Origin of the sequence: Glycomyces sp. NRRL B-16210 (assembly GCF_000719515.1) — a bacterium.
Lineage (GTDB): Bacteria > Actinomycetota > Actinomycetes > Mycobacteriales > Micromonosporaceae > Glycomyces.
This window is the reverse complement of the sequence record NZ_JOGR01000008.1, coordinates 92,743-106,242: the sequence shown is the minus strand read 5'-3', so window position 1 is coordinate 106,242 and position 13,500 is coordinate 92,743. Positions and strand designations below refer to the sequence as shown.

General features: G+C 71.7%; 10 protein-coding genes. 6 read left to right on the top strand and 4 right to left on the bottom strand.

Translation table 11 applies throughout. The features are described 5' to 3' along the window. Position 1 precedes the first annotated feature (1 nt). The 6 genes from IF12_RS0112975 to IF12_RS0112950 all read left to right on the top strand — a co-directional run bounded on the left by IF12_RS0112975 (position 2) and on the right by IF12_RS0112950 (position 8,054). Positions 2-697, top strand: a complete 696-nt coding sequence (locus IF12_RS0112975; protein ID WP_030158802.1) for a response regulator transcription factor — start codon at positions 2-4, stop codon at positions 695-697. A gap of 8 nt (positions 698-705) precedes the next feature. Beyond that, on the top strand, positions 706-2,160 hold the full coding sequence (locus IF12_RS0112970) for a HAMP domain-containing sensor histidine kinase (protein WP_030158800.1): 1,455 nt from the start codon (positions 706-708) through the stop codon (positions 2,158-2,160). A 124-nt stretch (positions 2,161-2,284) separates the two neighbouring features. Next, positions 2,285-4,063, top strand: coding sequence for a chitinase (locus IF12_RS0112965; protein WP_030158798.1), 1,779 nt, complete (start codon positions 2,285-2,287; stop codon positions 4,061-4,063). A 106-nt stretch (positions 4,064-4,169) separates the two neighbouring features. After that, positions 4,170-6,542 (top strand): hypothetical protein, encoded by a 2,373-nt coding sequence (locus IF12_RS0112960; RefSeq protein ID WP_133884174.1) that lies wholly within the window; start codon positions 4,170-4,172, stop codon positions 6,540-6,542. A gap of 17 nt (positions 6,543-6,559) precedes the next feature. Then, positions 6,560-7,279 carry a GNAT family N-acetyltransferase gene (locus tag IF12_RS0112955; protein ID WP_166659565.1) on the top strand — a complete coding sequence of 240 codons (720 nt, stop codon included), beginning with the start codon at positions 6,560-6,562 and terminating at the stop codon, positions 7,277-7,279. A gap of 175 nt (positions 7,280-7,454) precedes the next feature. Beyond that, positions 7,455-8,054: a hypothetical protein gene (locus tag IF12_RS0112950; RefSeq protein ID WP_133884173.1), complete on the top strand. Its 600-nt coding sequence runs from the start codon at positions 7,455-7,457 to the stop codon at positions 8,052-8,054. Between the two features lie 121 nt (positions 8,055-8,175). Here IF12_RS0112950 and IF12_RS0112945 read toward each other — a convergent pair whose 3' ends face one another. The 4 genes from IF12_RS0112945 to IF12_RS0112930 form a co-directional block, all read right to left on the bottom strand. Beyond that, entirely contained in the window at positions 8,176-9,231 is a 1,056-nt protein-coding gene (locus IF12_RS0112945) for a glucose 1-dehydrogenase (protein ID WP_030158790.1), read from the bottom strand. 5 nt (positions 9,232-9,236) lie between these two features. After that, on the bottom strand, positions 9,237-11,054 hold the full coding sequence (locus IF12_RS0112940) for a glycoside hydrolase family 15 protein (protein ID WP_051704338.1): 1,818 nt from the start codon (positions 11,052-11,054) through the stop codon (positions 9,237-9,239). Positions 11,055-11,262: 208 nt separating this feature from the next. Then, positions 11,263-12,498, bottom strand: a complete 1,236-nt coding sequence (locus IF12_RS0112935; RefSeq protein ID WP_081913560.1) for a serine hydrolase — start codon at positions 12,496-12,498, stop codon at positions 11,263-11,265. 127 nt (positions 12,499-12,625) lie between these two features. After that, positions 12,626-13,390, bottom strand: a complete 765-nt coding sequence (locus IF12_RS0112930; RefSeq protein WP_030158783.1) for a hypothetical protein — start codon at positions 13,388-13,390, stop codon at positions 12,626-12,628. Positions 13,391-13,500: the final 110 nt, after the last annotated feature.

Below are 13,500 nucleotides of genomic sequence, written 5' to 3'. Positions count from 1 at the left end.
GATGACGGGCGCGAGCCATCTGCTGGTGGTGGACGACGAGGCGACCGTGCGCGAGCTGCTCGCGGCGACGCTGCGGTTCGCGGGGTTCCGGGTGTCCGCGGCGGCGACCGCCGCCGAGGCGGTCGCCCTCGCCGGGGCCGAGCCGCCCGACCTGGTGCTGCTCGACGTGATGCTGCCCGACACGGACGGCTTCGAGGTGGTCAGGCGGCTGCGCGAGCTGGAGGGCCCCGGCGGTCCGGTCGCGGTGCTGTTCCTGACCGCCCGGGGCCGCCAGGCCGACAAGGTCACCGGGCTGTCCCTCGGCGCCGACGACTATGTGACCAAGCCGTTCGACCTGGAGGAGCTCATCGCCCGCATCCGCGCGATCCTGCGGCGCACCGCCGGACGCCATGCCGGGGTGCTGCGGGTGGGCGCGCTCGAACTCGACGCCGAGGGCCACCAGGTGACGCGGGAGGGCGAGCCGGTCCGCCTCTCCCCCACCGAGTTCCGGCTCCTGCGCTACCTGATGGAGAACGCCGGGAGGGTGGTGTCGAAGGCCCAGATCCTCGACCGGGTGTGGCACTACGATTTCGGCGGGGATGCGAGCATTGTGGACACTTACATCTCCTATCTGCGCCGCAAGGTGGACGGCGGGGAGCCGAAGCTCATCCACACCGTGCACGGCACGGGCTATGTGATGCGGGAGCCGCGGCGGTGAGGTCCCTGTTGAACCGGTTCTCGCTGCGCGCCAGGCTGCTCGTGCTCACGTCCGCGCTGCTGTTGACCGGCATGTCGCTCATCGGCGTGTTCGTGTCGGTCAGCCTGGACCGGTACCAGCTCGACCGGATCGACGGCCAGCTCCGGTCGTTCACCGAGATCGTCTCCCGGATGCCGGTCGCCGAGCCGGTCGACGTCGAGCCGCCCGCCGATCGGCCGGAGCTCCTCGATCCCGCGCTCGACCTGGTCGGCACGCCGTACCTGGTCTACCTGGACGCCGACGGCGCGGTGGTGCGGGAGCTCCATTCGTCCGGCCTGGACGATGCCGCGCTGCCGGCGCCGGCCGAGCTGCGGGCGGTCCCCGCCGACGGGACGGCGGTCGAGGTGGTGGCCGCGGACGGCGGCGAGCGCTGGCGGGCCGTGGCCCTTCCCGCCCGGGCGTGGGACGGGACGGTGGTGGCCGCCGCGCCGCTCGCCGAGGCCGACGCCACGGTGGCCGCGCTGCGCAACAGCAGCGTCATGAGCGAGGCGGTGCTGCTCGTGGTGCTGACCGGGGTGGGCTGGTTCGCCCTGGGCCGGGGGATGCGGCCGCTGCGCCGGATCGAGCACACGGCGGCCGCGATCGCGGGCGGCGACCTGAGCCGCCGCGTGCCGGACCTGGCCGCGCCGAACACGGAGATCGGGCACCTCGCGGACTCGCTGAACACGATGCTGGGCCAGCTCGAGAAGGCGTTCGCGGACCGGACGGCCTCGGAGGCGCGGATGCGCGACTTCGTCTGGGATGTCAGCCATGAGCTGCGCACGCCGCTGTTCGGCATCAAGGGCTCGACCGAGCTGTACCGCATGGGCGGGATGCCGGAGCGATCTGATGTGGACGAGGCGATGCGCCGCATCGACCGCGAGTCGACCCGACTCGCGGCCCTCACCGAGGACCTGCTGCTGCTGGCGATGCTCGACGAGGCGCCGGAGGGGCAGCTCGAACCGACGCCGATGGACCTGCGGACGCTCGCCGGGGACGCCCGGCACGACGACGTGCGGGCGCTCGATCCTTCACGGCCGGTCGAGTTGACCGGGCCGGACGGGATCGGCCCGCCCGGTCCTGCGCCGGCCCTCGGGGATGAAGCCCGGTTGCGGCAGGTGGTCGCGAATCTCGCCGGCAACGCCGTCGCCCACACGCCGCCGGGAACGGCCGTCCGCATCGGCGTCGGGACGGTGAACGGCAGCGCCGTAATGGAAGTGGCCGACGAGGGTCCGGGTATGACGGCGGAGCAGGCGGGCCGCGTGTTCGACCGCTTCTATCGGGCCGACCGCTCCCGCCAACGCGACAGCGGCGGCGGCGCGGGGCTGGGCCTGTCCATCGCGAAGTCCATCGCCGCGGCCCACGGCGGCGACGTCGAACTGGAGACAGCCGTGGGAGAAGGAGCGTGCTTCCGCCTGGTCCTGCCGCGACTGGACCAGGACTGAGCGGTCCAGCGGGCGGGTTGCGGGAGCGGGATATTGACATTTATTTATAGGAAGGTTTACTGTTAGATTTGAGGTCGCTTCGGTCTCCTTTGTCTTGATTTACGCTTCCCCTCGGGAGAACCCCATGAGAAGACTCCGCTCGATCGCCCTCATGGTCGCCGCCGCGGCGGCGCTGGTGGTCGGATTCCTCGTCGCCACCCCTGCCCAGGCCGCGAACCTGCTCGCCGATCCCGGATTCGAGTCCGGGACCACCGCGCCGTGGACCTGCGAGTCGGCCCAGGTCGTCGGCTCCCCCGTGCGTTCCGGGTCCGGCGCGCTCCAGTCGGCGGGCGGCGACTCCTCAACCGGGCGTTGCGCTCTCACGGTCGCGGTACAGCCGTCGAGCGCGTATACGTTGAGCGCGTGGGTGCAGGGCTCGCACGTCTACATCGGAGCGACGGGGCATGAGCAGACCTGGACCGCCTCGCCGGGCGCCTTCACGCAGTTGAGCACCTCGTTCACCACCGGCGCGAGTCAGACCTCCGTGGAGGTCTACTTCCACAGCTGGTACGGCCAGGGCGAGTACTGGATCGACGACGTCGTACTCGACGGCCCCGCCGGGGACGGCGGCGGCGAGGCCGGGGTCCCGGGCGCTCCGGGCGCGGTTCGCGTCGACCAGGCCACCGAGAACGGCGTCACGCTCTCCTGGAGCGTCGCATCGGGCGAAGTGGACGGTTACCTCGTCCGCCGTGCCGGCGCGGAGGAGGTCGAGACGACCGGTACTTCGGCGGTCATCGACGGGCTCACCGCCTGTACTTCGTACGCTTTCACCGTGAGCGCCTTCAACAGTGAGGGCGAAGGGCCCGGCGGGACGGTCAACGCCCGGACCTCCGGGTGCGCCTCCAGCGGGCTCGCCGACCGCGCGCTCATCGGGTACCTGCACACGAGCTTCGCCAACGGCTCCGGCTACATCCGCATGGCCGACGTGCCGTCCGAATGGGACGTCGTGAACCTCGCGTTCGGGGAGCCGACCTCGCCGACCTCCGGCGACATCCGGTTCTCGCTGTGCCCGGTCGCGGAGTGCCCCAACGTGGAGAGCGAAGCGGAATTCAAGGCCGCGATCGCGGCGAAGCAGGCCGAGGGCGCCAAGGTCCTGCTGTCCATCGGCGGGCAGAACGGCCAGGTGCAGCTGACCACCGCCGGAGCGCGCGACGCCTTCGTCTCCTCGGTGAGCGCCATCATCGACGAGTACGGGCTCGACGGCCTCGACGTGGACCTCGAAGGCCACTCGCTGTACCTCGACGCGGGGGACACCGACTTCCGCAACCCGACGACCCCGGTCATCGTGAACCTCATCGACGCGCTCCAGACGCTCACCGCGAACTACGGCGACGAGTTCGTGCTCTCGATGGCGCCCGAGACGTTCTTCGTGCAGGTCGGGCACCAGTTCTACGGCGGCACGAGCGCCGGCGACAACCGCACGGGCTCCTACCTTCCGGTGATCCACGCGCTGCGCGACGACCTGGACGTGCTCCACGTGCAGGACTACAACTCCGGACCCGTTATGGGCCTCGACGGCCAGTACCACAACATGGGCGGCGCCGAGTTCCACATCGCCATGACCGACATGCTCAAGGCGGGCTTCACCGTGGCGGACACCGGCCACTTCTTCCCGGGCCTGCGCGAGGACCAGATCGCCTTCGGCCTGCCCGCCGCGGTCAGCGCCGGGAACGGCCACACCCCGCCCGCGCAGGTCCACCAGGCCCTCGACTGCCTGACCTCCGGCGCGAACTGCGGCGGCTACACGCTGCACGGCGGGCCTTCTCCGGACCTGCGCGGCCTCATGACCTGGTCGATCAACTGGGACAAGTACTACGGCTGGGAGTTCATGAACAGCCACCGCCCCTATCTCGACGCGCTGTAAGAGGAGTGGAGAGCCCGGGCCGCGAGGCCCGGGCCGTCCGCAAGGCCAGCGGAGTCGGTCCGAAACGGGGAGTCCCCGGGCGACCCCGCGTTGTTAGCGTCTGGTCATGGACCCCTCTGCATCGACTGCCTCCCTTGGGCTGCCGCTGAGCCTTGCGGTGACCGAGGCGGTCGCGGCGTTCGTCGACGACGACCCCGCGCCCCTGTCGGATCACCTCCGGGGCCTGGGCGTCGACGTCGAGCGGCTCTGGCGGCTGCCGCGGTGGAACGTCGACCCCGACCATGAGGCCGAGCAGGAGGACGACCCGAGTCCCGACAAGGCCCTTGAATTCGCAATCCGCCGCGTGCTCGGCGAACTCGGCGGCGGCGCGCTGCTCGCCCTGCACGTGTGGCAGCTCTGCGCCGAGGAATGGGAGCACACCTACCGGTTCGACCGGCTGCTCGCCACCCTCGAGAGCATTGCGGCCGTGTGGGATCGCCTGCGCGGCCAGGACGCCGACCCCGATTCGCGCGCCGCCGGGGACGGCGCGGCCGCGTTCGCGCGGCTCCAGATCCTGGAGGTCGAATCCGAAGCGGCGATGTGCCGCGGCGACCTCGACCGGTTCGCCGAGGCGGCCGCCGCCACCTGGCACTTCGCCGAGGCGATGACGGCGCTGCTCGACGCGATCGGCGACCGGCTCGCGATCGTGCGGGACTTCCTGCGCGAATCGGTCGAAGCCCGCCTGGTCTACTACCGGGCGCTCCATTGGGCCGTGGCCTCGGCCGCCGCATTCCTCGAGGACGGGGCCGACACCCTCGGCGCGGGGCTGCACGCCCTCAACGAGGCCGAGCACGACCCACGTCTGTCCTCTATAGAGCGCAGCGAGCTGCGCGCGCACCGGTTCAGCCTCGAACGGCTCGCGGCCGCCGCCGAAGAGGAGTGGCTCACCGTCGACGCCGCCGACATCGCTTACGTGTTCCCCTTCGGCCTCAACGGCATCGGTCCCATGGACGCGGTGGGGCAGTTGCGCGCCGCGCCGCTGCCGCCGTCGATCGCCGGCATCGCCGCGCGGACCGTGCGCCGGACCTTCCGGATCGACGACGTCTGGGCCGGGGCCTCCTACCTCGAACGCCGCTTCGACGGGGCCGCGCTCGAACTGCCCGAGGTGCGCCTGCTCCACGCCGACGGCACCCCGATCATCGAGTTCGCCGCCGAGATCCGCCTCTCGCTCCTGGGGAACCACTACCTCCGCCTGACCGGGTCGGTGTCCGAGGCCGACCCGCACGAGATCCAGTCGACCCTGTTCCGGGCCCAGCGCGGGCACGGCGCCATCGTCGTGGCCTGCGGCGAGGGCGAACGGCGCTGGGAGCGGCTCGGAGACTTCGTCGCCGACCTCCAGGACGGCATCGCCGACCTCCTCGACTCCCCGGAGGAGGTGTGCGCGCGCCCCGGCCGCTACCACGTGCTCGTCGCCGTCCACGAGCTCAGCGCGGGCACCGGCCCCGGCGCCCGGCAGCGCAGGCCCGTGACCGGCGGCGACGACCTCCTGTCGCTGTTCGGCGCACAGGCGCTCCTGCACCCGATCCCCAACGGCATCGGCGCGATCTGCGACTGGAGCCGGTTCGCGATCGACCGCTCGCGGCTGCTGCGCGACGTGCGCAAGGACGGCGACCTGGTCGCGGCCAGCGAGAACACCACCGTGATCGCCCTGTTCGGCAGTCCGGAGTTCATGACCGGGACCTACCGGACCCTCGCGGAGTTCGTCGGCTCGCTCGACGGGCTCTTCAGCGCCTGGCACGACCGCCTCGCCTCGCACCACCCGCGCGTCCTGCACCTGATCGGCGAGTCCACCGACGAGCGCAGCGCCGAGGCGCTCGCGCGCTACGGCGACCGGCTGCACCGAGAGCAGTTGCTGCTCCACGACTTCGCCACCGAGACGCGGTCGGTCCTCTCGCTCATCCACTCCCCCAACCTGGTCAGCTCGCCGACGGACGCGGCCGCACTCGCGCGGCTCCTGCGCGCGGCCGAGATCGAGCAGCAGGAGCTGGAATTCGCCACGAAACTGCGCGAACTGCTGAGCGACCGCCTCGAAGTGCGCATCGACGCGATGGCGGCGAAACTCCAGCAGCGCATGGAAGCCGACCGCGCCAGGCAGGAGCGGTTCAATCGAGGCATTGTGGACGCTCTGCTCGCGGCGATCGCGGTGTTCGGCGCCTCCGGGATCGTGCAGATCCTCCAGGGCGCCGGGATCTCGGGCAAGGGGTTCGCCGGCTGGGCCGTGGCGGCGATCGTGGTGATGGCGGCGGTGTGCAGCGTCGCGGTGTTCCGGTGGTCGCGCGCGGCAGGGGCCTCCAAGCGCCGCCGGGCCGTCCGCGATCGACCGCGCCGAAGCCGCTTCGCCCTGCGCGGGCCGCGGCGGGCCGATCCGCGGCCCGCCGCCGCGACGCGGCGCCCCGCATGGCCGCGCTCACCGCGATCTGCCGGAGAGACGCAAGCCTGAAGTGCGAGAATGCATCCGTGAACGCCTTGGACCTCGTCGCGATCGATCGCACCGACGACCGTTTCGCCACGGTCTACCACCGCCTGCTTGAGCCGTCCTTCCCTCCCGACCAGCTCGACTCCCTCGCCGACCTGAGCGCGTCGGCCGCCAAGGGCCGCGCGGACTTCCTGGTCGCCGTCGAGGCCGACGGGACGCCGATCGGGGTCGCGGTCGGCGAGTGGTACGCCGACAGCCGCGTGCAGCTCCTCGCGTACCTCGCGGTCGACCCGGACCACCGGTCGGCGGGCGTCGGCGGCAGGCTCCTCGACGCCGCGGTCGAGCGCTGGGCGCTGAAGCACGGCCCCTGCGTGGTCGTCACCGAGATCGAGCACCCCGAACTCCCGGCCGAGCACCCCGAGTGGGGCGACCCGAAGCGGCGCTTCGCGTTCTACGCGCGGCACGGCGCCCGCGTGCTCGACCTGCCGTTCTTCCAACCCGCGCTTCGCGACAGCAGCGAACGGGAGCAGGGGATGCTCCTCGTTTCACTCCACATCGATCAGTCCTTTCAGGTCGATGACGGGCGGATCGCGTCCGCTCCTATCCACGAGTTCCTCACCGGGTACTTCACCGCGACCGAAGGGCGCGTCCCCGACGACCGCGACGGCGCCGCCCTGCTGCGCGCGGCCCGGAACCCGGACGGGATCGCGCTGACAGACCTGCCGCAAGCGGACATTGGGGAGCTTCCTCGCATAGCCTGACCAGTGGTTCAACTGCCGCGGCGGCCGGTTCGAAGCCTCGGCGGCGAGCATCCCGTTGCTATTCTTGGCGCCGGGATCGCACGAAGAGGCGTTAGGTGCGGGTCGCCCGCGTGCACCCGATCCGACGCCTCCTCCTGCGCCCGGCCCCCTGACACCCACTGCGAACGGAACCCTGATGAAGAGAATGCTCGCCGCCCTCGCGATGTGCGGGGCCGTGCTGGCCGCCACCGCCTGCACGGCCGACGAGGAGCCCGAGGAGAGCACCGACAAGACCTCCTCGGAGGTCGAGGAGGCCGTCGACGCGGCCGAGGACGCCGCGGACGACTCCGCGGGCGCCTCGGACCTCGGCAACTGCGACGACGTCGCCGTCAGCGGCGCGCTGGCCGACCTCATCGAAGCCGCGGGCGTCGAGTTCTCCCTCGACGACTCCTACGGGGACACCGTGTCCTGCACCTGGGACACCGGCTCCGAGGTCGGCCCCATCGTGATCGTCACCGCCTCCCCCACCGTCCAGGGCTCGGCGATGTCCGCCGAGCTGCTGGAGTCGATGGGCCAGCAGGTGATCGACGACTCCAGGTTCGACCAGGCCGGGGCGATCCCGACGGTCGTGCTCGGCTGCGAGGACGGCAGCGCCTCGGGGCTCATGGGCTGCGCGGTCGCCGTCTACGGCACCGCCGGCGGCGCCGACATCACCGTCCAGGCGCTGCTCAGCGACGTCACCCAGGAGCAGATCGTCGACGCGGCCTGGACCCTCACCGAGTCCTTCAACCGCTGACGACAGGCCCGCGCCGCGCCGGTGAACCGGTCGGCGGACGCCCGCAGAGACGACCGAGCGCCCCGTCCGGATCTACTCCGGGCGGGGCGCTGATCCGTTCCTCCTCAGCGGGACCGCCGTCTCAGGAGGCGATGTCGATGACCACCTTCACGTCGTCTCCCGAAGTGGGGCCGAAGGTCTCGGTGTAGTCGGCCAGGGGGATGCGCCGGGTTATGAGGCCCTGGAGCCAGTCGTGGTCGGCGTCGGCGAGGATCGCCGCCGCCTCGGTGAAGTGGGAGAGGTTGGCGTTGACCGAGCCCACCACGGCGTCGTTCTCCAGCACCAGCTCCCGGTTCAGACTCCCCGCGTCGACGCTCGCCTTGCGGCCGGCGGTGGTGACGCCGGTGAGGCAGGTGACCCCGTACGGCCCGGTGGCCGTCATGGAGTCGAGCACGAGCGACACGGCGCCGGTGGCCTCGATGACGATGTCGGGCTCGGTCCCCGCGATCGCGTCGGCGATGCCGTCGGTGTGGTAGACCCCACCGAGCGCTTCGACGAGTTTCGGTTTGGGCCCTTCGGTGTTGCGGTCGAGGACGTGGACCTCCAGGCCGCGACGGGCCCCGACGAGCGCGGCGAGGAGCCCGATCGGGCCCGCGCCGGTGACGAGCACCGACTTCGGCTCGAACCACGACCGGCCGCCGACCTTGTCGATCTGCTCCCAGGCCTTGGCGATGACGCTCATCGGCTCCATGAGCACGCCGATCTCGGCGAGCGCGGGATCGAGCTTGACGGCGTAGTCGGCCTCGATCGTCCAGGCCTCGCTGCCGAAGCCGTCGAGTTCCTTGATGCCGCGCTCGGTGTAGTCGCCGTTGCGGCAGTTGTCGAACAGGCCGCGCTCGCAGGCGCCGCACGGCTCGGGGTCGGGGCGGCGCACGACGCCGACGACGAGGTCGCCGGGGGCGAAGCCGCTGCCCTCGGGCGCTTCGCGGACCCGGCCGAGCGACTCGTGGCCGATGACGAGCCGGTCCGAACCGGCGGGGGCCCAACCGTAGTCGCCGTCGGCCAGCTCCCTGTCGGTGCCGCACACCCCGAGTGCGATGGCGTCGACCAGCAGTTCGCCCTCGCCGGGCACCGGCTCGTCGATCTCTTCGAGCGACAGGGACCCTTTTCGGCCCGGCTCCACGGTCAATGCGCGCACGGCGCTCACCCCTTCTCCTGTGTGGTCGCCTTCCGCGCGACCGCGCGGGGCTCGGTGGCCGCGTGCACACCGCTGAGGTGGCGCGCGGAGTTCACCAGGCCCACATGGCTGTAGGCCTGCGGGGTGTTGCCGAGGTGGCGGGCGGTGGCGGGGTCGAACTCCTCGCTGAGGAGCCCGAGGTCGTTGCAGGTCTTGAGGAGTCGTTCGAACAGTTCCCTCGCCTCGGCGGTGCGGCCGATGCCGTGGAGGGCGTCCACGAGCCAGAACGTGCAGGCGAGGAAGGTCCCCTCGGTGCCGGGGAGGCCGTCGACCCCGCTGTCGGCCAAGGGGTCGTAGCGCAGGACGTAGCCGCCGCGGGTGAGTTCGCGCTGGACCGCTTCGACGGTGCCGACGATGCGGGGGTCGTCCCACGGCAGGAAGCCGACCACGGGCAGGAGCAGCAGCGCCGCGTCCAGGCCCTTGGAGCCGTAGAACTGGGTGAAGGTGCCGCGCACGGGATCGTAGCCCCGGTCGCACACCTCGGCGTGGACGCGGTCGCGCAGCTCCCGCCACCGCTCCACCGGCCCGTCGAGGCCGAAGTGCTCGGCGGCCTGGACGGCGCGGTCGAAACCGACCCAGGCCATCACCTTGGAGTGCACGAAATGCCGCTGCTCGCCGCGGATCTCCCACAGGCCGTCGTCGGGGCGGCCCCAGTGCTCGGCGAGGAATTCGAGCAGTCCCTTCTGGAGGTCCCACGCGTCCTCGTCGGTGCCGTCCTCGGCCTCGCGCGCCAGGTGCAGCGCGTCGAGGGTCTCGCCCCAGACGTCGAGCTGGAACTGCCCGGTCGCGGCGTTGCCGACGCGCACCGGCCGCGAGCCCTCGTAGCCGGGCAGCCAGTCGAGTTCGTTCTCCGGCAGCCAATGCCGCCCGTCGAGCCCGTACATGATCTGGAGGTCGGCCGGGTCGCCGGCGGCCGCGCGCAGCAGCCAGCGCCGCCAGGCCGCGGCCTCGGCGACGAAGCCGGTGCCGAGGAGCGCCTGGAGGACGAAGGAGGCGTCGCGGAGCCAGCAGAAGCGGTAGTCCCAGTTGCGGACGCCGCCGAGTTCTTCGGGGAGCGAGGTCGTGGCGGCGGCGAGGATGCCGCCGGTCGGGGCGTAGGTGAGGGCCTTGAGGGTGATGAGGGAGCGGCGGACGGCCTCGTCCCATTCGCCTTCGTAGCGCAGGTCGCCGATCCAGTCGGTCCAGAACTCCTCGGTGTCGGCGAGGGCCGCGTCGGCGTCGACGGCGGTGGGCCGGTCGTGGTGGGACGGCTGGTGGGTGAGCACGAACGCGACCCGTTCGCCTTCGGAGACGGTGAATTCGGCGTGGGCGGCGCCGTCCTCGGCCTGGAGCTCAACGTCCGATTCGAGCCATGCGGCGTCGGGTCCGGCGACGGCGGAGAAGTGGCCGTCGTGGCAGCGGATCCACGGGACGACCTTGCCGTAGCCGAACCGCAGGCGCATCGCGGTGCTCATGCGGACCTCGCCGCCGAGTCCTTCGACGACGCGGACGACGTCGGCGGCCCGGCCGCGCGGGGGCATGGCGTCGGTGACGCGGACGCTCCCTTCAGGAGTGTCCCATTCGGTTTCGAGGATGAGGGTGTCGCCTCGGTAGCTACGGCGGGTGCACCGGTCGGCGCCTAGGGGTGCGAGTCTCCAGGAGCCGTGGTCCTCGTCGCCGAGGAGCGCCGCGAAGCACGCCGGGGAGTCGAAGCGCGGCAGGCACAGCCAGTCGATGGAGCCGTCGGTGCCGACGAGCGCGGCGGTGTGGAGGTCGCCGATCATGCCGTACTCCTCGATGCGCATTGCCACGCCTGCACCTGCTTTCACTCGGATTGCCTCCCGGGTACCCCTCGCGCTCCCCTCTCACGCTCGCCGGGGCCCGGTCTCCTTCGACGGGCACGGACCCGGCTCATTCTCGCATTGGAACCGGCGCCGGAGCCGGGATTCGGCCGGACGCGGCGAAGGCGCCGGACCGCCCGTCGCCTCGGGTGGTCCGGCGCCTTCCTCGCTGTCAGCCGCGAATCTGCGGGTTCTCGGTGGCCGGGAGGTCGGGGAGGCTCATGGCCCGGGCGCCCTCGTCGATGTCGAGGCCGCACAGGCCGGCCACGACGAGTCCGGCGAACGCCCGGCCGAGCTGGTCGGGGTCGCTGCGTTCGTGCCGGTCGTCGAGGTTCCAGGTGAGGGTGATCTGGCGCTCGCCGTCGGGCGAGTGGAGCGAGTAGGTGCTGTGGCCGAGCCCGCCGCCGTCGTGTCCGAAGTAGATCGCCTCCGGGTCGTCGGGGCAGCCGAGCGCCTGCCCGAAGAACCCGAGTCCGTATCCGAAGCCCAGGCCGGTGTCGACGTAAGTGGTTGCTTCAGCGAGCTGCTCGGCGGACAGGAGCGTCCCGTCGGCGGCGGCCCGGTAGAAGTCGTTGACGTCGTGCACGTCGGCGATGACGGCGCCGGCGGCCCACAGGTGCGTGTACGACAGTCCGGTGCTGTCGAGGAACGGCTCGTCCTCGATGCCGGTGGTGATGTAGGGGACGAGGTGGTCGCCGCGGAAGCCGGAGCTGTTGTGGTGCGGCAGATAGGTGTCGTCCATGCCGACGGGCTCGAATACGCGCTGCTCCAGCTCGTGGCCGAGGCTGTTGCCGGTCAGCTCCTCGATGAGGAGCCCGAGGGCGAAGTACCCGGTGTTGGAGTAGCTCCAGCCCTCGCCCGGCGCCCACCACTGCGGGTCCTGGGTGCCGATCGCCACGATCTCCTCGGGCTCGTAGTGGGTGCGGTGGTTCGCCTCGAACTCGGTGAGGTCGCTCTCGGCCAGCGACGGGTAGAGGTAGAGGAAGTAGTCGCGCAGGCCGCCGGTGTGGTGGAGGACCTGCCGGATGCTCGGTTCGTCCTCATAGGGCAGCAGGTCCGGGAGGTGCTCGCCGAGCGTGTCGTCGAGGTCGAGGGCGCCTTCGGCTTCGAGCTGGAGGAGGATCACCGCGATCATGGACTTGGTGAGGCTGGCGATGCGGACGCGGTCGTCCGGTTCGGCCTCGGCGGGGTCGTCGAAGCCGCGGGGGCCGGACGCGGCCGACCAGGTCTGGTCGCCGTCGCGGACTTCGACGAGCACCGAGTAGTCGCCGGCGGCGGCGAATTCGGCGAGTTTGGCGTCGAGCAGGTCGGTGTCGAGCGCCGGATCGGCGCCCGGGCCGGCGGCAGCGGCGGGGGCCGCGGCGAGCACGATCGCGAGGAATGCTGCGACAGGGAGGTGTTTTCGCATGGTTTCGAGGCTAGGGCCTCCACCGGGTCGATATCACCGCGAAGAGGAGGATTTGCGACTGGAACGGAAGGAGGAGGACGGGCCGTCCGCCATCCTCCGATGGTCGGAGACGGCGCCGGCTCGGGCCTCACTTCTCGAAGAGCCGCGCGCCGAACCAGTCCACGCGCGGTCGCCAGCCGTGGCCGCGCAGGACTGTGAACACCGGGGCCTTCGCGTCGGACGGCGTGATCGAGGCGACGCCCTCCCACGAGGTCCGCGGTCCGCCCGAGTCGACCACCTGGACCTTGCCGTCGGCGCCCTCGACGAACATGGCCTGCCTCTTGCCGCCGGTCTTGCCGCGCCGCCACGTCCACGCGCCGTATACCGCCGCGCCGCCGGGGCCGGCGCCGGAGCGCACGGTCGCCGAGCCCGAATGCTCGATGAACTTGTAAGCGCCCCTTGTCGGGTCGAGGTCGACCTCCATGCGCCAGGCGTAGGCGCGCGAGCCGTTGACGAACAGGGACTGCCAGCGCAGCTCCTCCTGTTTCCAGCGCACTTCGACGCGCACGCCGCCGGGGCCCGGCTTCGCGTCGATGCGGTAGGGCAGCCCGTCAGCGTTCATGCCGACCAGGGCCGCGACCACGGTCGCGACCGGGGCAGGGCTGTCAAGACCGTAGCCGGTCACGGTCGGGACCTCGGCGCGCTGTCGGGCGGCGAGGGCCCGCCTGCCGCGTGCGAGGGTCATCATGCCGCGCGCGAGCACCGCGAGGAAGACGATGACGACGAGGACGATGCCGAGGGCGGTCCGCTCGGTGAGGAACGCGAGCACGGCGAGGGCGCCGAGGACCAGGCCGCCGAAGTAGACGGCGCGTCGGCTGACGACCGCGAACCGGTCGGCCCGCCCGCCGCTCATCGGGCGGCCGCTTCGGTCTCGGCCGTGACGGGGTGCTCCATGTGGTCCGGTTCCTCTCTGGTCGGCGCGGCCTCGCGTGCCGCCGGTGCCTGCAACGGTAACCGCGGCCC